24 protein-coding genes are annotated in these 23,594 nt (G+C 40.9%); all 24 read right to left on the minus strand.

Translation table 11 applies throughout. The features are described from left to right. Positions 1-157 precede the first annotated feature (157 nt). Positions 158-958: a pyruvate, water dikinase regulatory protein gene (locus tag HUX68_RS05260; RefSeq protein WP_174613836.1), complete on the minus strand. Its 801-nt coding sequence runs from the start codon at positions 956-958 to the stop codon at positions 158-160. 15 nt (positions 959-973) lie between these two features. Beyond that, a complete protein-coding gene (gene ccpN / locus HUX68_RS05265; RefSeq protein WP_174613837.1) occupies positions 974-1,603 on the minus strand; it encodes a transcriptional regulator CcpN in 630 nt (209 codons plus the stop codon). A 95-nt stretch (positions 1,604-1,698) separates the two neighbouring features. Further along, a complete protein-coding gene (gene glyS, locus HUX68_RS05270) occupies positions 1,699-3,783 on the minus strand; it encodes a glycine--tRNA ligase subunit beta (protein ID WP_174613838.1) in 2,085 nt (694 codons plus the stop codon). Further along, positions 3,783-4,661, minus strand: coding sequence for a glycine--tRNA ligase subunit alpha (gene glyQ / locus HUX68_RS05275; protein WP_174613839.1), 879 nt, complete (start codon positions 4,659-4,661; stop codon positions 3,783-3,785). Before glyQ ends, glyS begins: the two co-directional genes overlap by 1 nt. A gap of 382 nt (positions 4,662-5,043) precedes the next feature. Then, complete coding sequence (gene recO, locus HUX68_RS05280; protein WP_174613840.1) at positions 5,044-5,787, minus strand: DNA repair protein RecO; 744 nt, start codon at positions 5,785-5,787, stop codon at positions 5,044-5,046. Positions 5,788-5,819: 32 nt separating this feature from the next. Then, positions 5,820-5,972: a YqzL family protein gene (locus tag HUX68_RS05285; protein ID WP_174613841.1), complete on the minus strand. Its 153-nt coding sequence runs from the start codon at positions 5,970-5,972 to the stop codon at positions 5,820-5,822. 96 nt (positions 5,973-6,068) lie between these two features. After that, positions 6,069-6,971 (minus strand): GTPase Era, encoded by a 903-nt coding sequence (gene era, locus HUX68_RS05290; protein ID WP_174613842.1) that lies wholly within the window; start codon positions 6,969-6,971, stop codon positions 6,069-6,071. Positions 6,972-7,423: 452 nt separating this feature from the next. Continuing rightward, positions 7,424-7,795, minus strand: a complete 372-nt coding sequence (locus tag HUX68_RS05295; RefSeq protein ID WP_246206616.1) for a diacylglycerol kinase family protein — start codon at positions 7,793-7,795, stop codon at positions 7,424-7,426. Next, positions 7,785-8,249, minus strand: coding sequence for an rRNA maturation RNase YbeY (gene ybeY, locus HUX68_RS05300; protein WP_174613843.1), 465 nt, complete (start codon positions 8,247-8,249; stop codon positions 7,785-7,787). The genes HUX68_RS05295 and ybeY overlap by 11 nt, the downstream gene beginning before the upstream one ends. Then, positions 8,249-10,369, minus strand: coding sequence for an HD family phosphohydrolase (locus HUX68_RS05305; protein ID WP_174613844.1), 2,121 nt, complete (start codon positions 10,367-10,369; stop codon positions 8,249-8,251). Before HUX68_RS05305 ends, ybeY begins: the two co-directional genes overlap by 1 nt. An 80-nt stretch (positions 10,370-10,449) precedes the next feature. Continuing rightward, positions 10,450-11,409, minus strand: a complete 960-nt coding sequence (locus HUX68_RS05310) for a PhoH family protein (RefSeq protein WP_174613845.1) — start codon at positions 11,407-11,409, stop codon at positions 10,450-10,452. 2 nt (positions 11,410-11,411) lie between these two features. Beyond that, a complete protein-coding gene (yqfD, locus tag HUX68_RS05315) occupies positions 11,412-12,614 on the minus strand; it encodes a sporulation protein YqfD (protein ID WP_174613846.1) in 1,203 nt (400 codons plus the stop codon). Between the two features lie 26 nt (positions 12,615-12,640). Continuing rightward, complete coding sequence (gene yqfC, locus HUX68_RS05320) at positions 12,641-12,922, minus strand: sporulation protein YqfC (protein WP_174613847.1); 282 nt, start codon at positions 12,920-12,922, stop codon at positions 12,641-12,643. 95 nt (positions 12,923-13,017) lie between these two features. After that, on the minus strand, positions 13,018-13,479 hold the full coding sequence (locus tag HUX68_RS05325) for a hypothetical protein (RefSeq protein WP_174613848.1): 462 nt from the start codon (positions 13,477-13,479) through the stop codon (positions 13,018-13,020). A gap of 27 nt (positions 13,480-13,506) precedes the next feature. Next, positions 13,507-14,496, minus strand: a complete 990-nt coding sequence (floA, locus tag HUX68_RS05330) for a flotillin-like protein FloA (protein WP_174613849.1) — start codon at positions 14,494-14,496, stop codon at positions 13,507-13,509. Then, positions 14,496-15,782 carry an NfeD family protein gene (locus tag HUX68_RS05335; protein WP_246206747.1) on the minus strand — a complete coding sequence of 429 codons (1,287 nt, stop codon included), beginning with the start codon at positions 15,780-15,782 and terminating at the stop codon, positions 14,496-14,498. The genes floA and HUX68_RS05335 overlap by 1 nt, the downstream gene beginning before the upstream one ends. A gap of 463 nt (positions 15,783-16,245) precedes the next feature. Continuing rightward, complete coding sequence (locus HUX68_RS05340) at positions 16,246-17,418, minus strand: IS256 family transposase (RefSeq protein WP_174616299.1); 1,173 nt, start codon at positions 17,416-17,418, stop codon at positions 16,246-16,248. A gap of 362 nt (positions 17,419-17,780) precedes the next feature. Continuing rightward, positions 17,781-18,227 (minus strand): GatB/YqeY domain-containing protein, encoded by a 447-nt coding sequence (locus tag HUX68_RS05345; protein ID WP_174613850.1) that lies wholly within the window; start codon positions 18,225-18,227, stop codon positions 17,781-17,783. A gap of 16 nt (positions 18,228-18,243) precedes the next feature. Then, positions 18,244-18,420 (minus strand): 30S ribosomal protein S21, encoded by a 177-nt coding sequence (gene rpsU, locus HUX68_RS05350; protein ID WP_174613851.1) that lies wholly within the window; start codon positions 18,418-18,420, stop codon positions 18,244-18,246. Between the two features lie 112 nt (positions 18,421-18,532). Beyond that, on the minus strand, positions 18,533-19,204 hold the full coding sequence (gene deoC, locus HUX68_RS05355) for a deoxyribose-phosphate aldolase (RefSeq protein ID WP_174613852.1): 672 nt from the start codon (positions 19,202-19,204) through the stop codon (positions 18,533-18,535). 92 nt (positions 19,205-19,296) lie between these two features. Continuing rightward, positions 19,297-20,649 carry a tRNA (N(6)-L-threonylcarbamoyladenosine(37)-C(2))-methylthiotransferase MtaB gene (mtaB, locus tag HUX68_RS05360; protein ID WP_174616355.1) on the minus strand — a complete coding sequence of 451 codons (1,353 nt, stop codon included), beginning with the start codon at positions 20,647-20,649 and terminating at the stop codon, positions 19,297-19,299. Next, entirely contained in the window at positions 20,649-21,407 is a 759-nt protein-coding gene (locus HUX68_RS05365; protein WP_174613853.1) for a 16S rRNA (uracil(1498)-N(3))-methyltransferase, read from the minus strand. The genes mtaB and HUX68_RS05365 overlap by 1 nt, the downstream gene beginning before the upstream one ends. A gap of 19 nt (positions 21,408-21,426) precedes the next feature. Next, positions 21,427-22,365, minus strand: coding sequence for a 50S ribosomal protein L11 methyltransferase (gene prmA / locus HUX68_RS05370; RefSeq protein WP_174613854.1), 939 nt, complete (start codon positions 22,363-22,365; stop codon positions 21,427-21,429). 65 nt (positions 22,366-22,430) lie between these two features. Further along, positions 22,431-23,552, minus strand: coding sequence for a molecular chaperone DnaJ (dnaJ, locus tag HUX68_RS05375; protein WP_174613855.1), 1,122 nt, complete (start codon positions 23,550-23,552; stop codon positions 22,431-22,433). Positions 23,553-23,594 lie beyond the last annotated feature (42 nt).

Here is a 23,594-nt window from a genome sequence, read left to right on the forward strand (position 1 = left end):
CAAAGTCTTTATGCCTGGTCCTCGTCGTGTTGCAGGTGTTTTCATAGAAGCAGCACTCTTTGCAGGAAAGAGTGCTGACACACACCGCGGATATCTTTTTGTAAACGATCTGAAAAGCAGCGAATATTTTTCAGTTGTTCAAAAAACAAATAAGCATTTAATTTCTGATCATATGCAAGATATGATTTGCTGTTTCTTCTACAGCCTTATTGGAAACGTCCACAACTTTGCAGCCGATTTTTTCGACAACGTGATTGAAAAATTCCAATTCCTGGTGAATCCGTTCCATGTTGGCATATGTTGCCTGATCCCCCAGTCCCAAAGCCTTTAATCGTTCCCTGCGTATCTCATTCAGCTTTGCAGCACTTATTCTTAACCCGATGCATTTCTCCGGATTCACCTCATAAAGTTCCTCAGGAGGATCCACTTCCGGAACAATCGGAACGTTCGCTACTTTCAGGCGTTTATGTGCCAGGTATTGGGAAAGTGGTGTCTTTGATGTTCTGGACACCCCGATTAAAATAATATCTGCCCTGGCAATACCGCGCGGATCCCGGCCATCATCGTACTTAACCGCGAACTCGATTGCCTCCACCCGTTTAAAATAATCTTCATCCAATTTATGAACAAGACCTGGTTTTAATCGTGGTGAATTCTCAAAAACCCGCTCCATTGAATCCATCATTGGGCCCATAATATCGATTGCCTCGATATCCTTTTCTTCCGCTTTCTGATTCACATACTTGCGCAATGCAGGGTCAACCAATGTGAAACCGAGAATACCATTCGTTTCCTGTGCAAGCTGAATCGTATCATCAATTGTCTTATTATCATCCACATAGGGAACCCGCTGGATTTTGTATTCGCCATTATTAAACTGGCTTAATCCAGCCTTAATAACCAATTCGGCGGTTTCCCCGACAGAATCCGATAATACATATACTAATTTAACAGCCATACAAAAGTGCCTCCCTTATAAATGCTCATCCATAATTAATTCGACAAACGTTTTTGTTATTGTGGTCTTCGTAATCCTGCCGACAATTTCCAGCCCGTTGTCTTTTTCTTTCACAACCGGCAGCCCATCAATCTGTTTATTAATCAGCTGTTTGGCCGCATCAATGATCAAATCATCTTTATAGCAAATTGTAATATTGGGCATTCTTGTCATGATTATATGTACCGGGATAGCGTTTAAATCCTGATTACCGATACTCGCCCGGAGCAAATCCTTGCGTGACAAAACTCCCGTTAAACCAGCATTGTTGCCAACAACGAATAGTGTCCCTACATCCTCCAAAAACATCGTGGAAATGGCATCGTAAACAGATGCATCCTCTTTGACCACAATGGGTACCGACTGATACTCATGCACTTTAAATTTTTTAATTTTTTCAGTCAGAAGCTCTGACCCGGTCTTCCCGGTATAAAAATAACCGACTCTCGGCCTTGCTTCCAAAAATCCGGCCATGGTCAGGATGGCCAGATCCGGTCGCAATGTTGCCCTTGTTAAGTCAAGCCGATCGGCGATATGTTCGCCCGTAATCGGACCGTTCGCTTTCACAATTTCAATTATTTGCTCTTGTCTATTCGATAATTCCACTCTTTCACCACCCGATGGAATAAATATGTCATACTATTGTATAATATTATAGACTAAAAAGAGTGAAAAAGAAAATTCAGTTATACTATTACTTATTAAAACTGCTGTTTCCACTCGATAGTGGACAAATCAGCAAAATCGTGAATTAAACCGGCAATTGAATTAACCAGCCCCAAACGGTTATTGCGGATAGCCTCATCATCAGCCATTACCATGTTATGATCAAAGAATTCATCAATTGGCTCTGCCAGTTCACCAAGAATCATAAGTGCGGTTTCCGCCTGCTGTTCACGATCAGCAGCTTTGAACCTTTTCGCAACATCGGTGAAAACCTCGAATAACTTCTGTTCAGATGGTGTGATAAACATCGATGAATCAATTTCAGTTTGATCCGTTTTTTTGGTCAAGTTTAACGTACGCACCAATGCCTCTTGTACCGGTTTAAAGGAAGGGTCGTTTCGTTTTTCGGAAAGTAACTGTGCCTTGGTAAATGAATAAGTGACAACACCAATTCCCTCACCTAAAACAGCTTGAATAACATCCTGTTCAACAGAAATATCCCTAAGCAAATATGTCGTTCGTAATTGAAAGAACTGATCCAACTCAGCACGTACAGCAGAAGCTTCATTTTGTTTGATTGGAAGAGTCTGGTACATATCCTGCGCTAAATCCAATAATGCTTCAACTGATATATTCCATTTATACTGCAACAGTATTTTCAAGATACCTGCTGCTTGCCGCCTGAGACCATACGGATCCTGCGAACCTGTTGGTATAAGCCCAACTGCGATACAACCGGTAATCGTATCTAATTTATCAGCAATGCTGACTACAGCACTTTCAACCGTTCCCGGTAGTTCATCATCTGCATGGACTGGCAAATAATGATCAGCAACTGCTTTAGCCACCACTTTGTCTTCACCAAAATGTAGTGCATATGTTTCCCCGATAACTCCCTGCAGTTCCGTAAACTCGTTTACCATATTGGTAGGTAAATCAAACTTGCAGATTTGGGCTGCCCGGATTGCATGATTGCCGACACTTTCATCAAAATTAAGCTTGCTGATGAGCTGATTAGTTAATGTAACCACACGTCGAACTTTATCGCCGATAGTCCCAAGGCTTTCCTGAAAAACAATACGCTCCAATTTTTCCAGATAATAATCAATGGAGTTTGTCTGATCTTCTTCAAAAAAGAATTTTGCATCGGATAGCCTTGCTCGCAACACTTTTTCATTTCCTTTTGCAACTGTTTCAATTGCATGATTATCACCATTACGGACACCAATAAAGTGTGGAAGCAACGTGCCATCTGCGGACTTCACAGGGAAATACCGCTGGTGCTCTTTCATCGATTTTATCAGAACATCCGACGGAAGCTGTAAAAACGTTTCATCAAAAGCCCCTTTAAATACTGTAGGAAATTCCACCAGATTCCGTACTTCATCAAGCAGATCAGAATCAACAGGAACTGTAAATCCTTCCCTTTTTTCAACCTCTTTAATGCCATTCAAAATCATTTGTTCACGTTCTTCCGGGCTTGCAATTACATAATTATTGCGCAAGAGCGTTTCATATTCGCTTGGATTTACTATCGTATTTTTTTTACCCAAAAATCTGTGTCCGTGTGTAATTTTATCTGAATCAACTTCTGCCACCGACAACGGAATAACCTGATCCCCATATAGCGCAGTAATCCAGCGAATTGGTCGTGCATAACGTATTTCTATATCAGACCAGCGCATATTTTTTGGAAATTGAATGGATTCAATGATTGAATCCAGTTGCGTCAACAGATCGGCTGTCTTTCCCCCTTCGGTTATTTTACGAATAAAAATATATGTCTCACCATTCAGTTCTTTTGTGAAAATATCATCAACCGTTTTTCCTTGTCCTTTCGTAAAACCAATGGCTGCCTTTGTCCATTCTCCATCATCTGATTTGGCGATTTTTAATGAAGGGCCTTTTACTTCCTCTTCGAGTGAAGACTGTTCATCAGCAATTCCCTTGATGAGCACGGTAAGCCTTCTTGGCGTTGAGTAAGATTGAATGGAAGCGTAATCTATGCGCGAATTGATCAGCCATGTTTCCGTTTTATTTTTCAACTGTTTTTCCGCATCATCAACAAACCGTGATGGCAACTCTTCAAGTCCAATTTCCAGCAAAACATCTTTATGCATTATTTTCCCTCCCTTTTAAGCATTGGGAATCTGAGTCTTTCCCGTTCTGCTACATATGATTTGGCAATACTGCGTGCCAGGTTGCGGATCCTTGAAATATAGCCGGTTCGCTCGGTTACGGAAATAACACCTTTGGCATCCAGCAGGTTAAATGTATGCGAACATTTAAGTACATAGTCATACGCCGGGAAAACCAATCCCTTTTCCATCGTAGTTTTCGCTTCTTTTTCATACATCGCAAATAACTGGAACAACATATCGGTATCCGACTCCTTAAACGTGTAAGTAGAATGTTCATATTCCGGTTGCAGAAATATATCTTTCACCGTAAAACCTTCCGTCCATTCCAAATCGAAAACATTCTCTTTATCCTGAATGTACGATGCCAGCCGTTCGATTCCGTACGTTAACTCTACTGTGACCGGGCTCGCTTCCAAACCGCCGATTTGCTGGAAGTAGGTAAACTGGGTTATTTCCATGCCATCCAGCCATACTTCCCAACCTAATCCCGCAGCACCAAGTGTTGGATTTTCCCAATTATCCTCCACAAAGCGGATATCATGTTCAAGCGGATTGATTCCTAGTGCTTGAAGCGACTCCAAATACAAATCCTGAATATTTTCAGGTGAAGGTTTCATTACGACCTGAAACTGGTGATGCTGGTACAATCTGTTGGGATTTTGTCCATACCTTCCGTCAGCAGGGCGTCTTGACGGCTCAACATATGCTGCATTCCACGGCTCAGGTCCCAGACTTCTTAACAGTGTCATCGGTGACATGGTCCCTGCTCCCTTTTCCACATCGTACGCCTGCATTAAAATACAGTTTTGGTCCGACCAATGCTTTTGAAGTGTTAAAATCATCTCCTGGATCGTCATCAATGTAACCTCCATCATAATTATTTAGAAAACTTGACAATTGCCAAGCTTTTAAGCGAATACCTTAGTTGCACTTATGGAAACAGTAGAGTTTTATACTTTCCTGTTTGCCATTAAAAACCCGTCCCTATGCCTTTTCCAAGACATAGGGACGGGTTTTTAATCCGTGGTTCCACCCTATTTGCTCCATAAATCAAGAGCCACTCTATACATCCTGCTCCGGAGTGCCATCCCTAATGTCCTATTATCCGGCTTCCACCATTCCAGACTCGCTCAAAACAGGATTCATTACGTACTATTCTCCCTCTGCGCAGGGTATTATCATGTTAAAATTATGTAAAAATCATACCCCATTGCAACCGCTATTGTCAACAGATGCTACTCAGGTAAGTTTATCAAGTTGCTTCAGAAATCTTTTTGACTTTAAAAAGTATCCACCATATTGATCATAATAAGCATCAATCAACTGACGGAGCAACTGAATATTTTCCGGCTTAACTGAAATAGTTCCAACACGTTCCAGACCAACACTTGCAAATAATCGCAGTAACTTGGCCACCGTATCGGAAATACTTGCCGCCCCCTGGTCAATATGTCTGCACCGCCTGCACAAAAGTCCGCCTTCGATGACTGAAAATGCGAAAGGTGTCTCTCTCCCTCCACAATTTGCACACCGGTCAACAATTGGCGCAAATCCACCTTTTGCAAATAATTTCAGCTCATACATCATAATCGGAACACTAGCACTATCATGTTCGGTAATCCAGTCCAATGTCTGACACAACTGATTATACAAATAGATATCCGGGCTTTTCGGATCAACCAATTTATCTGTTAACTCTGCAATATACGCTGTATAGGCAGTTTTAACAATATCCTCCCGAATGAAACGATGCGAATGGATTACTTCGCCCTGTTGAATAGTGCTCAATCCGGAGCTGACATAAATAAAAAATTCCCCCAGTATAAATGGCTGCGTAACGGCAGCCATTCTACTTTTAGGTTTTTTTGCACCTCGTGCGATTGCACTGATTTTCCCCAATTTATTGGTGAAAATCGTCACAATTTTATGCGTTTCACTGTAATCCTGTGTTTTAATTACGATACCTTCCATTTTCTCCAGCAATCAGTATCACCTTTTCCCCGATTTCTGCTCACTTACATATTTGTATCAAACGATGACACTTGCTCATTATTCTGTTGTTTGAATGAATTATTGGCTTTCAGTTTTCCTTCTTCTAACTCTTTCAATAATAAATAGGTTTCAATGTTTCCTGTCTGACTAAATAATCTCCAGGTAAAGTCGATCACAAGAAACCCCGCCTTTCTTTTAGCTTATTTGAAAAAGTACTCATTCCTTAGAATTACCACTGCCTGCAAAACAATTAGTATTAAAATTTACCAAGTTTAATATTCATCACTGCGAAAACCAAGTTCCCGGAGTTGCGACTGCCTGTTCCGCCAATCCTTTTGAACTTTCACCCATAGATCCAGATAAACTTTGGAACCCAATAATGACTCAATGTCTTTCCGGGCATCCTTGCCAATATTTTTCAGCATGCTTCCTTGTTTACCGATGATGATTCCCTTTTGCGTTTTACGCTCCGTAATAATCGTCGCCTGAATATAAACAGCATCCGATTCATGTTTTTCAATATTTTCCATCACCACCGCAATCGAATGCGGAACCTCTTCTCTTGTTAGTTGAAGCGCTTTCTCCCGAATCAGTTCACTTATAATAAACCGTTCCGGGTGATCCGTAATCTGATCTTCAGGATAATATTGCGGGCCTTCCGGAATATATTTTTTCAGAACATCAAGCATGTGATTGACATTATTGCCTTGCAGCGCCGAGATCGGAATGATTTCCGCAAAATTGTATTTATCCTTGTATTGTTCAATCAGCGCAAAGACCTCTTCCGGATGGATTAAATCAATCTTGTTGATAATCAGAAATACCGGGCGTTTGATCTGCTGGAGACGATCCAGAATATACTGATCTCCTCTTCCATAGCCTTCATCTGCATTTATCATAAACAATACTGCATCAACCTCATTTAACGTATCTTCGGCAATTTTAACCATAAAATCTCCCAGGCGATGCTTCGGTTTATGAATTCCCGGCGTATCAATAAAGATGAGCTGGGCATCCTCTTCGGTCAGTACTCCCTGAATTTTATTTCGAGTTGTTTGGGCTTTATCACTCATGATAGCAATTTTTTGTCCGATTACACTGTTCATAAACGTGGATTTTCCGACATTTGGTCTGCCTACTATTGCAACAAACCCTGATTTGTATTCGTTAGCCATGATGTATATCCTCCAGCGAATTTGTTCTATCTGCTATCTTCATAATACTATAAAATCAATCATCTTTCATATTTCCGACAAAACCTTTAAAAACTTTTTTGATTTCCTTATTCCTCAACTGCAATCGACAAAACGTGAAACTGGTATTATCAGTTAATAAAGGATAAACAAAAACCTTCCAAATTGAAGAAGGTTTTCAGCGAAGTTTAAATAAGACTATTTCCTAATTGTTTTTAGCTCAATATCCATAAACTGCGATATAGTATGATGTATTACCACCGCTACGGAAATACACGTCGCTTTCACTTTCGAGCATCCGCCCGGAGTGATCTCGGACGGCGGGGAGAAAAGCGGATGTTATTAGAAAACAGCAGTTACGTCGCAGTTTAGTTCAACTACGCATTTAAATGAGCGACAAAATTTATGAAAAGAACCTAAATCATACAGCTTCTTTACAAAAACGTTTCTTTTATTTCCGGACCAAAGATAAGAAGTCCAATAATAACTGCTATGATGGCTGATAATAATACTGCCCCGGCGGAAATGTCTTTAATTACTTTCGCATTATGGTTAATTTCCGGTTTGATGTAGTCAATCATTTTCTCAACAGCTGTATTGATCATTTCAGTAATTAAAACAAGAGCAATGGTTAAAAAAATGATTGCCCACTGCAACAGGGCAAGTCGAAAAAACAGACCTGCTGCAATAACAAAAACTGCTGCAGCCAGATGAATCCTGAAATTCCGCTCAGACTTTATAACTGCACGCAGTCCATTACAGGCAAACGAAAATCCAATTCCATCCTGTCTGTATTTACCGCTCAATTCCAAACTCACCCAATATGTCATGCTGCCGCTTGAACATGTTAGATTCATCAGCCTCACTCATATGGTCATAACCGAGCAGATGAAGAAAGCCATGAACCGCCAAGAAGCTGAGCTCCCTTTCAAAGGAATGTCCATATTCATCAGCCTGCTCCTGTGCCTTTTCAACTGATATAACAATGTCTCCAAGAACTACCGGCATATCTTCACTGATAATATCCAATTCACCTTCACCAATTTCCTGCATCGCAAACGATATGACATCTGTTGACTTATCCTGTTGACGATAATTACGGTTCAGTTCCTGTATTTCCTTATTGCTTACGAAGGATACGGAAACCTCTGTGCCGGGTGCAATCCCTTCCGCATCAGCTGTAAACAGGATCAGTCGCTGGAGTAAATCCACATAATCGGAAGAGATGGAATTCGTTTGATCATGAAAGTCAATATGCATTAATTTGCCTCCTTAGTTGGGTATTTAATTCTTGAATGAAAGATACCTTTTAACGTTTCACAGATTGTCTGATACACCTTATCCAATTCATTTAATGTAAGGTCACATTCGCTAAGTTGTCCGTCCATTAACCGGTCTCTAACGATTGATGCCACAATTTCATCAATCTTTTCTTTAGTGGGTTCTTTTAAAGACCGTACCGCAGCTTCCACCGAATCACAAATACTTATAATCGCTGCCTCCTTTGTTTGCGGTTTGGGGCCAGGATATCTGAACATGGTTTCACTTACATTTTCATTCTCCTTTGTTTCTTTATGATAAAAATATTTCAGCAATGTGGTACCATGATGCTGCTCTGCAATATCGATAATTTCCTCTGGTATTTTATGTTTTTTTAGTAATTCTGCTCCATCATACGGATGATTGATGATGATTTCCGCACTTTGAAGCGGATCTATTAAATCATGCGGATTTTTAATCGATACCTGATTTTCAATAAAATAATGTGGCCGTTTCGTTTTCCCGATATCATGGTAATATGCACCAACTCTCGCCATAAGCCCATTCGCTCCCACTGCTTCACAAGCAGTTTCACTGAGGTTTGCAACCATTACAGAGTGATGATAGGTTCCCGGTGCCTCTGTAAGAATCTTTCGAAGTAGCGGCTGATTCGGGCTTGCCAGTGAAAGCAATTTTATGTCCGATAAAATCCCCAATCCCGTTTCAAAAAAAGGGAGCAAGCCAATAGTCAGAACCGCTGACAACAATGCCGCAAAAATACCATATCCTGTTTGAATAAGTATATCGCTGAATGAATATTTCTCAAATGACAGGAATAAGAATAATAATATAGTCAGCGTATTTACAATGGCCATACCTCCTCCTGCCTTAATGATAGCAAGCCTGTCTTTGACATTAACCAGGAAAATGATGCCTGCCAGCTGTGCAAAGAAAAAGTAAATGCCCGCTTCTATGTTTAATAATGCCGGTATTTTGCCATTGAAAATCACACTTCCCAAAATCGCATAAAGCATGGACAGCACGATTGCAAAGCGTTCATCAATCAATTGTTTCATCAGCAATGATCCGGTCGCAACCGGGACCGCAAAAAACAGTGGATTGCTAGTAGTTGTAAACAAGCCGACCACTTTCATGGCGGCAATTACAATAAGGCTGATAAACAGAACAGCTGCAATTTTTCTGTTGTCCAACTGATCCTTTTTGAATAAATGATTCATTTCAGAACCGATGATCGCTACAATTAGCAGTATTAACAAGACGAGCCCAATCACAGGAAAAACATTACGTTCCTGATTTAAAAGACCGACTAACTCCAATTCTTCATATACTTCGTCAGTAATGGTCTGTCCTTCCCTGACGATTATTTCCCCGGCCCGGATAATAACCGGTTCAACATTGCTTGCTGCTTCTTTCCTTGCTTGCATTGTCTTTTCAACATCGAAGAACGAATTTTCCACAACAGCAAATTCACCCAATTTTTGCAATGGTTCTTTCAAGCTTTTTTCCAGGGGTGAATATTTAATACTTTGTTTTACATCCGCTTCAGCACGTTGAATATTTTCAGTGCGCACACCCTCATTCAGTTCGGTTTCTAAACTGGAAAGCAGCAATTTTTTTGCAGCTGATCGGTTACTTGCTTTCATATCCAATAATTCATAAAATAAACCATCATCAATTGCCTCGGTGATTTCCGGGGACAAAATTTGTTCCAGCCGTTCGACTTGTTCTTGGCTCGATATAGACGTTTCCGGATTTGTTTTACCACTTTTGAAAGCTTCATCTTCAACTTTCACCACTGCCTCAAATATTTCTTTCACATAAGAAAGGCGCTCTTTTGTAATTTCAGTGGAAATATTATATCTGTCTTCTACTGATTGAACAGTTTCACGCGTTTTTCGCGCTGTTTCCGAGTTATTTTCAATCGTAATCGGCGAACGGATTGTGTCGTCTGCTTCAGAAAACCGTTCAATGTTATATGTCTCGGTATATACATTGTTCACAGTCATAGCAAAGAAGAAGACACCCAAAAGAATCATAGCAGCAACAATCACCATCCACTTAGGCTGTATATGTAATAAATGTTGCAGAAGTTTCTTCATGAATGTCACCTCAACATCCGGAATGTGAATACAGAAATAAGACCCCTTATACGAAGGGTCTTACATTTTTCCAATAAACCTTAATGAGCGTTCTCGTAGGCATTGATAATTTTCTGTACCAGCGGGTGTCTTACTACATCGGTTTGTGTTAGCTGAATAAAGGAAATACCATCGACGGGTGCCAATAAATTATTTGCTGTATACAAGCCCGATTTAACTCCTTTTGGCAAATCAATCTGGGTGATATCACCGGTGATGACCATTTTGGAACCAAAACCAAGTCGGGTCAAAAACATTTTCATTTGTTCCGGTGTCGTATTCTGAGCCTCATCCAAAATAACAAATGCATCGTCCAACGTTCTTCCTCGCATATATGCCAACGGTGCAATCTCAATTGTATCCCGTTCAATCAGGCGCAATGTATGTTCCGCTCCAAGCACATCGTGAAGCGCATCATACAATGGTCTTAAATACGGATCAACCTTCTCCTTTAAATCACCAGGCAGGAAACCGAGACTTTCGCCCGCTTCAACTGCAGGACGTGTTAAAATAATTCGCTTAACCTCACCATTCTTCAGGGCGCGGATAGCCATCACTACAGCAAGATAAGTTTTTCCTGTTCCCGCCGGTCCTATTCCAAAAACAAGATCATGTGACTTAATTGCAGCGATGTAACTTTTTTGACCAAGTGTTTTCACCCGAATGGACTTGCCATTGGCGTTCTTTGTTATTTCATCTTCGAACAAAGCTTCAAACTGATTTAGTTTTCCTTTTTTGGCCAAATCTGCTGCATACACAACATCCCGTTCAGTAATTGTTAATCCTTTTCTGACTACTGACAGGAGTGTTATAAGCAATTCTTCCGCTAAAGATGCAGCTTCTTCACTTCCCGATACATGCACCTGCTCTCCCCTTGTTACAATGGTGATGTCCAATTGCTGTTCAATCTGTTTCAAAAATTTATCATTCGTACCAAACAGTTCTAACGCTTCGTTTGGTGTTTTCAGCTGTAAATCTATTGTTTTAAAGTTTCCTGACATAATCAATCTCCTTGATTTAGTGGTACTTCCTTTACAATATCTTCTTTTACTGTTATATATAAGATTAATTTAACTTTACCATTCTCAGTGGTTTCATGCAAAATATTTTCAGAGACAATCCTTGCCTCGTTACCAAGCTGAAGCTGAAGTTCATTCTTTGCCTGTTTTATCCCAACTTTAATTGCTTCAGCTTTACTTCGCTTTACTTTGTTATACTCCTTTTCGCTTAAAATAGTTTCAACCATTTTCACCGGCAGTTCCCATTTTAAAAAGTACAACTCGTTTACATTTCGTTCTTTATGGGTATTATCAAATTCCGGCGAACCAAACCCCCATACAGGTAATTCAAATCCGTTTATTTTCAGATGATACTTGCTCTCCCGCTCACCTGTAAGCAACTCATAATTTGCTTCCAGTGGAATGGTGACCGAAACCTCGTACCACGTTTTGGCGATAATATCGGCTTCCGCTTCGACCAGTTCGTACTTCTTGTCCTTTTTATTTTCATCAAATCGCAGCTTGCCGGAGACCAGCAGATCACCCGGTTCCACATAATCATTCACCTGAGCTTTTGGAACTCCCTTGGACACATACATCTTCTGAATGACGCCTTTTTTTGCCGCCACAAGGTTTCTTGGCCCTTCCTTTTCTTCCTCTTCCACAATCGTTTTTTCAACGCCTTCCAAAACAAAGGTTGTCCCTTTTTTATGCACACCGACCCAAAGGAGTTCCGGAATATCATGGATCAGTTTTTGCTGTATCACACTCGATTTATCAATCGAAAAGGTCCATGCTCCCTGATGAATGCCATATTCCTCCAATTGTTTACTGATTTCCTCCTCCAAGTCTGTCGGGACATTCATAATTCGTACTTCCCAAATGATATTGGACAGAAAGAAAATGAGCAGCATACTCATTATAAAGGCAGTAAGAATTTCTTTCCGCAGTGTCAATTTTTTCAGGATAAATGGCAGTCCTTTTTTGTTGATAAAGCTAACTTTAAAATCCGTTTTTCTTCTAATCTGCTTCATTTTTTTCAAGTGTTTTAACCTGATGTTCCCTGTACAAACTGTTTCCGATTCCTTACGAATATTCCAGACAAAAACACCTTGATCAGCACACGCCTGAAAAAACTTCTCCGGATTTAAACCGTCTATTTTAATCGTGACATAGCCAGTTAAATAAGAACCTTGCATTTGTTTCATGTTCTCACCCTTTTCCCTGGTATCATTTATTCAGGAATGAATTTTATATCCGTAATAGTACCTTCCAGCAGGATTTCTTCAGGCAGCATTGTTTTTAACACGAATGATGTACCCATTATTTGAATAAATCCTTTATTTGCCCGCACTGTCAGCTCTTTATCAGAATACACGACAAGTCCCTTGTGATTTTCTATGTATACATGGATTTGTCCAATCGTTGTAATTCTGGGTAATTCCAGCATGACATCTGATGGAAGGTCCAAATACTTTGTCAGTAATGGAGCGATTCGCTGCTGTAATTTTTTCATAGCTGTGGCCCCCTCTCACCATCATATTTATGCGGTTAAGAACATAAAAAAGAACCACTTTCAGTAACTGACTGTCTGAAAGTGGTTCATATTCATTAATTTCTTTTTTTGGATGACACGCTGTTATACGGTTTCATTGCCCTCGGCTTACCTAAAACCTCCGACATGATAATACCATTAACCAGCCCTTTTTTATTCAAGTTGCTCCTGACTCTTTTCTTAAACTGCTTTTGTTCATCAGAAAGGCCTTTCTCTGAAGTAGACCGTTCTGAAGACATAAGACTTTCATATTTACGTTTATCCATTTCAATTTGTGTCTCTGACCGTTCTTTTTCACCATGCCGCGTAAGGTGTTCTACCTCATCGCCAAAATCCGTTTCATATGTCGGCTGCACAGATGTATTTTCACTCTTCTTTTCCTGTGAATTGCTGGCTTTCTTTGGCATATTAAAGATTTCTTTTACAGGTTTCATGTCCTTTTTCTCCTTTGATTTGGAAGAAAAGGCACTAACAAGGCCAAAGATGATAAGGATAAGAAATGGCAGAAATTGCTCCATTGCACAGCTCCTTTCCCGATTCAATTCTTATTTCTTACTATCTTCATCATCATCCTGTGATAATTTTCCGATTGAATCACGCATATCCGTATCGGCATCGATGTTTTTGTAATTCATATAATCCATTACACCAAGATTTCCGGAACGTAATGCCTCTGCAAGTGCACGCGGTACATCTGCTTCAGCTTCGACCACTTTAGCACGCATTTCTTCCACTTTTGCAGCCATCTCTTGTTCTTGTGCAACAGCCATGGCACGACGCTCTTCAGCTTTGGCCTGAGCAATATTCTTATCTGCTTCGGCCTGATCTGTTTGCAAAATAGCGCCAATGTTTTTACCAATATCAATATCTGCAATATCAATCGATAAAATTTCAAATGCAGTGCCGGCATCAAGTCCCCTTGACAAAACATTTTGGGAGATGGAGTCCGGATTTTCCAATACTTTTGCATGTGTTTCCGAACTACCAATAGTACTTACAATCCCCTCACCTACACGAGCGATTACAGTTTCTTCACCAGCACCACCGACAAGTCGATCGATGTTAGCACGAACCGTAATTCTTGCTTTTGCTTTTACTTCAATTCCGTCAATTGCAATACCGGAAATAAACGGGGTTTCAATTACTTTCGGGTTTACACTCATCTGTACTGCTTCAAGCACATCACGACCGGCAAGATCAATCGCAGCCGTCCGTTCGAAGCTCAACTCAATGTTTGCGCGTTGTGCAGCAATCAATGCATTGACTACTCTGTCAACATTTCCACCCGCCAAATAGTGACTCTCGAGCTGGTTTGTTGTTACACTTAACCCAGCTTTATGTGCTTTGATTAACGGGTTGATGACTCTGGAAGGAATAACCCTTCGCAACCGCATCCCAACCAAAGTAAAAATTCCAACCTTAACCCCTGCTGCCAGCGCACTAATCCAAAGCATTACAGGGATAAACGTAAATAATACCGCCACAACAATTAATATAACTGCAATAATAATTATTGGCATAAGTTGAATATCCATCAAGATTCCTCCTGTTCATTTTCATTGTTCCTTAATTCTCTCACCACTACGCGAACTCCTTCGACTTTCAAAACTTTAACAGGTCGATTTTGCGCGATAAAACTGCCTTCTGTAACAACATCGATTCGTTCATCATCAAAAACTGCAGTACCAGATGGACGTAAGGGAGTTGCTGTTCTACCCTGCAGACCAATCAATTCCAGTCGATTCGCTGATGTTACATATCCTTGTTCAGTCATCGTACTGTCTTTAAGAATAATATGACGGAAGATCCCTTTTTCCAGTCCAACATTCCGAAATAAGATAACAATGGCAATTAACGCCACGGTAAAAGCGATACCTATACTCATGGCCATATGCCCTAAGTCCTGACCGGACATAATTAATGATGCGACAACCGCTCCAATCCCAAGTAACCCGACAATGCCACCCGGGACAAAAAACTCTGCCACAATCAGCACCAGTCCAATAATCAGTAGAACAATTGCCTCCATGCCGGCAAGTCCTGCGACAACGTGCCCGTAAAAGAATAAAACCAACGACAATAAACCTACCATACCAGGAATACCAAACCCAGGTGAAAACACTTCAATAATTAACCCAAGACTGGCCAGGGATAAAAGTATTGGTACTACGACCGGACTTGTAATGAATCGGGCAATTTTTTCTGACAGTGTTGGTTTTTTCTCGATAACAGTTGCATTGGAAAGATTCAATTCTGTTAACAATTCGCTTCGGTCCTGAACTGTTCCAGCAGAATATCCTACTTCCTTTGCCGATTTCGCACCTAATGTCAGATATTTCCCTTCACCGGCACCATATTCAGGTAAATCAATGCTTGGATCAGCCATCGCTACTGCATATAATGGATCTTTGCCAGTCGACTCGGCGGCAGTTTTCATCGCTGCAATCCACGCTGACTGCGCTTTTTTACCCGCAGCAGTGCCATCCTGATTGATTACCCCGCTTGCACCCATTGTTGCCTGCGGTTCCATATAAATTGTATCCGTATTGAGTGCAATATAAGAACCTGCCGACAATGCACGATTAACAATAAAAGAAGTCGTTGGAATGTCCAGATTCTGAAGTATTTCTGCTATGTTACCCGCAGCATCAACACGTCCTCCGGGAGTATCAATCTCGAATATGATATGGTCCGCCCCATCCTTGACCGCTTCTTCGGTTGTCCGTTGTATAAATGACTCGAGTCCGCGCTCCACTTCATCTTTAACCGGAATAACGTAGACAAGTTTATCACCATCATTCGCCTGAATCGAAGACATCATAATGAAAAGGGAAGATGCAGCAATGAGAAGCATGATTATGTATTTGTTAAATTTACGCAAACGCCCTCACCCCCTCCCGCTTAATGGTGTCAATATTACATACGAAAAAAATAGTAAAATGGTTTCAGTTCTTACATAAATAGTATCATATTCCTTCATTAAAAGGGGAACAGATTTACAAATTATTGAATTCAAATTCAGTGATTTCTTGGTAGAAATTATTCCAACATGACTGGTTTAGCTATTAATGCTTTTATTGTTCTTTCTATTTGCATCATAGTGCGGTTGATACTTCGCTCGTGTGGTTGATGTTTTGCTCATACGGTCGATGTTTCAGTCAAGTCCTTATCTATGTGTAAAAGTCCAATACAAGTTTTCAACCTTATGATGGTATTTATGTGAATTTGATGTGGTGGGAAGGGCCCTTCCCACCACATCAAATTTTCGCGCGCTGGAATCCTCTTCAACTTTTGTTTCGAATAAACCTTTTTTTATTCTTTTGTTGCCCTTCATAATCCATTAGTACTGCGCCAATTAGACGGAAGGCGGATTGTGTATTCGGAAATATACGAATGACTCTTTCCCGCCTTCTAACTTCTTCATTTAGGCGTTCCAATGAATTCGTGCTGCGTATGAATGTATGATATTTCTCTTCTTCATTGAGATACTGAATGGCATCATCGAAGCCTTCTTCCAATGTCTTAAGTGCTTGATTTAGCTTTGGATCTTCTTCGTAACGCGTGACGAACTCCTCCTTGAAGTTTCTTGCGTCATCTGGTGTAACGGCTTTAAAAATCCGTTTTAACCCCGTGATTACCTCTGACATACCCTTCTTTGGCAGTTGATCCACAATATTTCGTTTAAAATGAACGGTGCAGCGTTGCCATGAGGTTCCGAGGAATTCCTCCTGTATTGCTTTTTTGAGCCCTTTATGGGCATCTGAAATCATAAGTCTTGGTGAATGCAGCCCCCGGCCTTTCAGCTCTTTTAAAAAGCTTTTCCAAGCTTCGTAACTTTCGGTATGGTCAACCTTTAATCCGAGCACTTCCCGTTGGTTATCCTCGCTTATCGCTGTCGCAATGTAGACAGCTTTGGATACAACCTTACGATGCTCGCGAACTTTGATATACATGGCATCTACAAAAATGTACGGATAATAGGTGTTTGCCAAATTTCGATTCGCCCATTTATTGACGATAGGGTCTAGTTTCTCTGTAAGCGATGATACAAAGGACTTGGATACGCTCTCTCCACACAATTCTTCTACTACATTTCGAACCTTGCGTGTGGAGACCCCGTTCACCACCATTTCAAGCAGGGCAAGAACGAAAGCCTGGTCACAGCGTTGATACTTTTCAAAAATACTTGGTGAAAACTCACCGCTGCGAGTCCGTGGAACCCGTAACTTGATCTTTCCAATACTCATCAAATATTCTCTTTCATAATAGCCGTTTCGATAATCACGTGAACTACCAGTACGGGCGTATGGCGGAACGTCCAAAAATTCATCCCGTTCCTTTTCCATATACTCATTCAGAATTAATACAGCTGTTGATTTATAGATAGCGTTCATATTGGAGTTCATAATCTCATCTTTTAACTTGTCCATGTTTAGGTTAAAATGTAGTTGGGTCATCATTAATTCCTCCTTATGTTTTTGTGGTTGAAAACATTGTATCATAGGAATTAATATGGCCCTTTCTTATTTCGCTTTTACACAATTATACGGACTTAACCATGTTTCCCTCTTGCGGTTGATGTTTCGCTCATACGGTCGATGTTTCCCTCTTGCGGTTGATGTTTCGCTCATACGGTCGATGTTTCCCTCTTGCGGTTGATGTTTCACTCATACGGTCGATGTTCCGCTCGTGCGGTTGATGTTTCGCTCATACGGTTGATGTTTCGCTCATACGATCGATGTTTGAATCTATATCATTAATGTTATGTCCTTACGCATTTAAAAAACCCCGCCAAACCGACGGGGCTTTCATAAGCATATTAGTTTAAATGTTTTTGAACCAATTTGTTAATTTGTGAACCATCAGCTTTACCTTTAACCTTAGGCATGATTGCACTCATAACTTTTCCCATATCTTTTTTGGAAGTGGCATTCACTTCCTGAATCGTAGTCTGAACTACAGCCTCCAGCTCACTTTCGGAAAGCTGTTGAGGCATATATTCTTGTAAAATATTGATTTCAATTTCAAGTTTTTTAACAAGATCATCTCGCCCAGCTGATTTAAATTCCTGGAGGGAATCCTTCCTTTGTTTCAATTCTCTCGATAGAACTGTCAATTCTTCATCTTCGGAAAGATCTTTGTTACCAAGTTTAATCGATTCATTTTGCAGCGAAGCCTTGACCATCCGGATAACAGTTAACTTTTCCTTATCCTTGTTCTTCATGGCCTGCTTCATGTCTTGGTTCAGCTGTTCCAATAATGTCATGCTCTTGCACCTTCTTTTAATATCTGCGCTTTCTGGCATTTTCAGATTTCTTCTTGCGTCTTACACTTGGCTTTTCATAGTGTTCACGCTTACGGTATTCCTGAAGTGTACCGCTTTTTGAAACGCTGCGCTTGAAGCGGCGAAGAGCATCCTCGAGAGACTCGTTTTTACGAACGCGAGTTGAATTTGACATGCTAATTTCCCTCCCTCCGAAGCAAAAACAAAAATATACAAACATGCAAATCATTACATGTTATTAATAATTATAATATAACCCTATTTGCAGGTCAACTTATAATTTCAAATCAATAATCCGCTTCACCTTTATTACCAGCAAGAATGTCCACTCCGGCACTTGCCCCGATTCTGGTTGCACCAGCATCAATCATTGCCTTTGTATCCTCGAGAGAGCGAACGCCACCGGATGCTTTCACACCGATGTTAGGGCCTACAGTTTCACGCATCAATTTGACATCTTCTACTGTTGCACCGCCGCCGGAAAACCCGGTGGACGTTTTGACAAAATCTGCTCCAGCCTGCTTTGCAAGTTTACAGGCAAGCACTTTTTCGGCTTTCGTCAAGAGGGAAGTTTCAATAATAACTTTTGTCAGGGCAACACTGCCAGCAGCTTCCACGACAGTTTTTATATCAGCGAGTACCACATCCTCATTGCCAGACTTGAGTTCACCGACATTAATAACCATGTCCACTTCTGTTGCACCGTCCTGGATAGCCCGCTTGGTTTCAAACCCTTTCACGGCAGTAGCGGTTGCCCCAAGTGGAAATCCGATAACTGTACAAACCTTAACATCCGTTTCTTGTAATTTTTCATAACAATACGGAACCCAATACGGGTTTACACAGACAGAAGCAAATCCGTGTGTTTTTGCCTCACTAATTATCTGGTCAATCTTTTCCCCTTTTGTATCAGGTTTTAATTGTGTATGATCAATATATTTTGCCAAATCCATAGTCATTAACGATTTCTTCCTTTCATTTAAGTTGTACGTACCTCCGAAATAATCATAGCATGATACAACACAAAAATAAATCCCGGAACGATCCGGGATTATTGAGCAGCTTCAAAATTCCTGTTGGTCGCGTTATCCATAACACGCACAAAAGTTCCTTCATTATATGGATAACCGGACTTGGTAATTTTAACACGGACAATTTTTCCGATCATATCCTGCGAACCATTAAACCGTACCTTCAAATAGTTGTCCGTATAGCCGACAAGCGTGTTTTGGTCATCTTCAGATGCATGTTCTTCCGGTATAACTTCAAGCACCTCGTTCTCATACGATGCTGCATATTCTTTGGCAAGCTGATTGGACAGCTCAATCATTTGATTGACCCGTTCATTCTTTACATCTACATCCACCTGGTTCTCCATTCTGGCTGCAGGAGTACCGGTACGTCTGGAAAATGGAAAAACATGCAACTCAGAATAGCCAATATCTTTTATAAAATTACACGTTTCCTTAAACTCTTCATCCGTTTCCCCCGGAAAACCGACAATGACATCCGATGTTACAGCCAATCCCGGCAGTGCTTTGCGAATTTTATTGACCTTTTGTTTATAAAAGTCACTCGAATATTTCCTGCGCATTCTGGAAAGGACAGAGTCAGAACCGGACTGAAGCGGAATGTGCAGGTGGCGTACAATTTTTTTCGACTTGTCCAGCACTTCGATAACCTCATCCGTAATCTGGCTGGCTTCAATCGATGAAATACGGATCCGTTTTAATCCATCCACCTTTGTTTCCAGTTCTTTGAGAAGTTTTGCGAAATTATAGTCTTTCATATCTTCCCCGTAACCGGCAGTATGAATACCGGTCAGCACAATTTCTTTATACCCTGCATCAACAAGACTTTGCGCCTGTGTTATGACATTTTCAGGCTGTCTGGAACGCAGCAAACCCCGGGACCAAGGAATAATACAAAATGTGCAAAAGTTGTTGCAGCCTTCCTGAATCTTCAACGATGCCCGCGTACGGTCAGTAAATTCTGGCACATCCATCTCTTCAAAGACACGATTTTTCATGATATTGGACACACCGTTAATCGGTTCACGGGTCTTTTTATGTTCTTCAATGTAATCAAGCATTTTCTTTCTGTTCTGAGTTCCGACAATGATATCCACACCGGGGATTTCCATAATCTCACCCGGTGATGTCTGTGCATAACACCCCGTTACACAAATAATGGAATCGGGGTTTTTACGGATTGCCCTGCGGATGACTTGCCGGCTTTTTTTATCACCGGTGTTGGTTACCGTACAGGTATTGATAACATAAACGTCTGACTGTCGGTCAAAGTCCACCCGTTCATATCCATTATCTTTAAACATATTCCAGATTCCTTCTGTTTCATAATGATTCACTTTACACCCTAATGTATGAAAGGCAACAGTTGTCATCATGTACACCTCAATTCTTCTAAGTGATAGGAAATGCTTGCCAATACATATAAGCCTGCTGTTTCCGCCCGTAGTATTCGTGGGCCAAGACTGATTGGCGAAAAATTATGTTTCGTTAAAAAAGCTGCCTCTTTTTCAGAAATTCCGCCTTCCGGACCGATATAAACTAATAATTTACATCCCTCTTTTAGATTACTGATCACACTTCCAAGCGAATTGCCTGGAGCGCCCTTCGCTTGTTCCTCATATGCAAAGAGTTTAACATCGTATTCATCAAAAGAAGCTGCCATCTTCTCAATCGTCGATACCTGCATGATATCAGGTATGATATTTCGATGACTTTGCTCGCTTGCCTCTTTAACAATCTTCCGGAACCTGCCTAATTTCTTTTCCAGCTTTTTTTCGTTCCACACAGCAACCGATCGCTCTGACTGAACTGGTATAAAAGCCTTTGCTCCAAGTTCTGTACCTTTCTGCAACACAAGTTCAAATTTATCACTCTTCGGAATCCCCTGGGCAATCGTAACGTCAACTGGCAATTCTGCAGATTCATTCAGCCACCCGTCGATACTTGTCCGAACCTCGGCAGGACTGGTGGAAATAATCCGGCATGTTGCTGCACTTCCATCCGGATGATTGCATATTATGTGATTTCCTTCCTGACTGCGCATTACACGATGAATATGATGAGCATCATCATCCAATATCAAAACCTTATTATTCTGCCAGTTCTCTGCAGGAACAAAATAGCGTTGCAATATCAGCACCACGTTTCAACTAAATCTTCTTGGCAACGATGGCCACCCAATCTTCCATTTCATTTACTTCCAAAATCCTGAATCCGTTTTTTTCTAGGTCATCCATCACCAACTGTTTCTTGGCCTGGATAATTCCTGAAGTAATAAAAATACCACCAGGACGGAGGTTATTCCACGCATCCGCGGTAAACCTGACAATAATTTCGGCCAGTATATTAGAAACTATTACATCGGCTTCCATATCAATATGATCCAGCAAATTATTCTGGCTGACATGAATAAACTTATCCGTATTGTTCAGTTTGGAATTAATTGATGTGCTCTTAACTGCAACATCATCCAGGTCATAAGCGTAAACTTCGCGTGCACCGAGTAAGGCTGATGCAATACTGAGCACTCCGGAACCACACCCAACATCAATCACCAAATCATCAGCATGAATATATTGTTCGATTGCTTGAATGCTTAATACTGTTGTAGGGTGCGTACCTGTTCCAAATGCCATTCCAGGATCAAGTTCAATAATCAGTTCATCACTTGAAACGGGTTCATATTCTTCCCAGGTCGGAATAATAGTAGTCTTTTTAGAAATTTTAACAGGCTTATAATATTTTTTCCAAGCTGTTGCCCATTCTTCTTCACGAATTTCACTCAACGTAATCTGATTTCTGCCAAGATCAATATCATACAGCATCAGATTATTGATTGCCTGCTTAATTTCATCGACGGTTTCGCCCAGAAAACTGTTGACCGGTAAATACGCTTTAATATAAACGCCTTCTTCCGGATATTCGTCTTCATTCAGCTCATACACTTCGCCAAATTTCGTTTCATGTTCCTTTGTAAGATCTGCTGGATCCTCTATGACAACTCCACTGGCGCCTGTTTCATGAAGAATGTTGGAAATTGGTTCAATCGCTTCATTTGTAGAATGAATACATATTTCAGACCATTTCATGTTATTCACTCATTTCCTGATAAAGTAGGTTCGTTTATGTACACGGTGTTACACAAAACACCGTTTTAGTTCTTAAATGCATTTTTGAACTTTTGAAAGAATGAACCGCCTTGCTCATCTGTAGCTTCATTGCCGCCAATTTCATTAAACTCGCGAATCAATTCCTTTTGATGATCACTCAGTTTGCTCGGTGTTACAACCCTTACCTGCACATGCTGATCACCATGCCCGTAACCGCGAACATTTGGCGCACCTTTTCCTTTCAAGCGGAATGTTTTTCCGGTCTGTGTTCCTGCAGGTATCTTCAGCATAACTTTCCCATGTACAGTCGGCACTTCCATTTCATCACCAAGTGCTGCCTGTGCAAATGTTATCGGCAGTTCGCAATGAATATGATCGCCTTCGCGCCGGAAAAATTCATGCGGCTGCACCTGAATGACAACGAATAAGTCACCAGGAGGACCTCCATTCACGCCTGCTTCACCTTTTCCGGAAACTCTAATTTGATGTCCTTCGTCAATTCCTGCAGGGATGGAAATATGAATTTCTTTATTTTTAGTCACTTTACCATTTCCGCCACAAGTACTGCATTTTTCAGGAATAATTTTACCTGAACCATTACAATGATGACAAACGCGCCGGTTAACAACCTTGCCAAAAGGTGTACTCTGCTCCATGTTCAATTGTCCTGATCCGCCGCAGTGTGAACAAGTTTTTGTTTTTGTTCCTGGTTTGGCACCTGAACCATTACAGGTATCACAGTTTTCTTCTTTCGGTATCTTTACATCGGTCTCTTTTCCAAAAATAGCCTCTTCAAAACCAAGCGTCATGGAATACTGCAGATCAGCACCTTGCTGTGGAGCGTTTGGATCACGTCTGCGTCCACCGCCAAAGAACATATCGAAAATATCGCCAAATCCGCCGAAGTCCTGTGTACCTCCGCCAAATCCGCCGAAACCTTGACCCTGTGCACCTGCATGACCAAATTGATCGTACTGGGCACGTTTTTGCTCATTACTTAGAACTTCATAGGCCTCTTTTGCCTCTTTAAATTTATCGGACGCATTTTCCTCTTCGCTTACATCCGGGTGATATTTTCTGGCCAGTTTCCGGTAGGCCTTTTTTATTTCATCTTTTGAAGCACCTTTTTCAACTCCAAGCACTTCATAATAATCTCGCTTACTCACTTGAAAATCACTCTCCCGATACACTATTGCATAAAATTCATC

This window comes from Virgibacillus ihumii (assembly GCF_902726655.1).
Classification (GTDB): Bacteria; Bacillota; Bacilli; order Bacillales; family Amphibacillaceae; genus Lentibacillus; species Lentibacillus ihumii.

What these genes read in the sequence shown, in the direction of transcription:
- HUX68_RS05260 (WP_174613836.1), bottom strand. Translation starts at nt 958, where the DNA reads ATGGCTGTTAAATTAGTATATGTATTATCGGATTCTGTCGGGGAAACC.
- glyS (WP_174613838.1), bottom strand. Translation starts at nt 3,783, where the DNA reads ATGCATAAAGATGTTTTGCTGGAAATTGGACTTGAAGAGTTGCCATCA.
- glyQ (WP_174613839.1), bottom strand. Translation starts at nt 4,661, where the DNA reads ATGACGATCCAGGAGATGATTTTAACACTTCAAAAGCATTGGTCGGAC.
- era (WP_174613842.1), bottom strand. Translation starts at nt 6,971, where the DNA reads ATGGCTAACGAATACAAATCAGGGTTTGTTGCAATAGTAGGCAGACCA.
- ybeY (WP_174613843.1), bottom strand. Translation starts at nt 8,249, where the DNA reads ATGCATATTGACTTTCATGATCAAACGAATTCCATCTCTTCCGATTAT.
- HUX68_RS05305 (WP_174613844.1), bottom strand. Translation starts at nt 10,369, where the DNA reads ATGAAGAAACTTCTGCAACATTTATTACATATACAGCCTAAGTGGATG.
- HUX68_RS05310 (WP_174613845.1), bottom strand. Translation starts at nt 11,409, where the DNA reads ATGTCAGGAAACTTTAAAACAATAGATTTACAGCTGAAAACACCAAAC.
- yqfD (WP_174613846.1), bottom strand. Translation starts at nt 12,614, where the DNA reads ATGAAACAAATGCAAGGTTCTTATTTAACTGGCTATGTCACGATTAAA.
- yqfC (WP_174613847.1), bottom strand. Translation starts at nt 12,922, where the DNA reads ATGAAAAAATTACAGCAGCGAATCGCTCCATTACTGACAAAGTATTTG.
- HUX68_RS05325 (WP_174613848.1), bottom strand. Translation starts at nt 13,479, where the DNA reads ATGGAGCAATTTCTGCCATTTCTTATCCTTATCATCTTTGGCCTTGTT.
- floA (WP_174613849.1), bottom strand. Translation starts at nt 14,496, where the DNA reads ATGGATATTCAACTTATGCCAATAATTATTATTGCAGTTATATTAATT.
- HUX68_RS05335 (WP_246206747.1), bottom strand. Translation starts at nt 15,782, where the DNA reads ATGATGTCTTCGATTCAGGCGAATGATGGTGATAAACTTGTCTACGTT.
- HUX68_RS05340 (WP_174616299.1), bottom strand. Translation starts at nt 17,418, where the DNA reads ATGACCCAACTACATTTTAACCTAAACATGGACAAGTTAAAAGATGAG.
- HUX68_RS05345 (WP_174613850.1), bottom strand. Translation starts at nt 18,227, where the DNA reads ATGACATTATTGGAACAGCTGAACCAAGACATGAAGCAGGCCATGAAG.
- rpsU (WP_174613851.1), bottom strand. Translation starts at nt 18,420, where the DNA reads ATGTCAAATTCAACTCGCGTTCGTAAAAACGAGTCTCTCGAGGATGCT.
- deoC (WP_174613852.1), bottom strand. Translation starts at nt 19,204, where the DNA reads ATGACTATGGATTTGGCAAAATATATTGATCATACACAATTAAAACCT.
- mtaB (WP_174616355.1), bottom strand. Translation starts at nt 20,649, where the DNA reads ATGACAACTGTTGCCTTTCATACATTAGGGTGTAAAGTGAATCATTAT.
- prmA (WP_174613854.1), bottom strand. Translation starts at nt 22,365, where the DNA reads ATGAAATGGTCTGAAATATGTATTCATTCTACAAATGAAGCGATTGAA.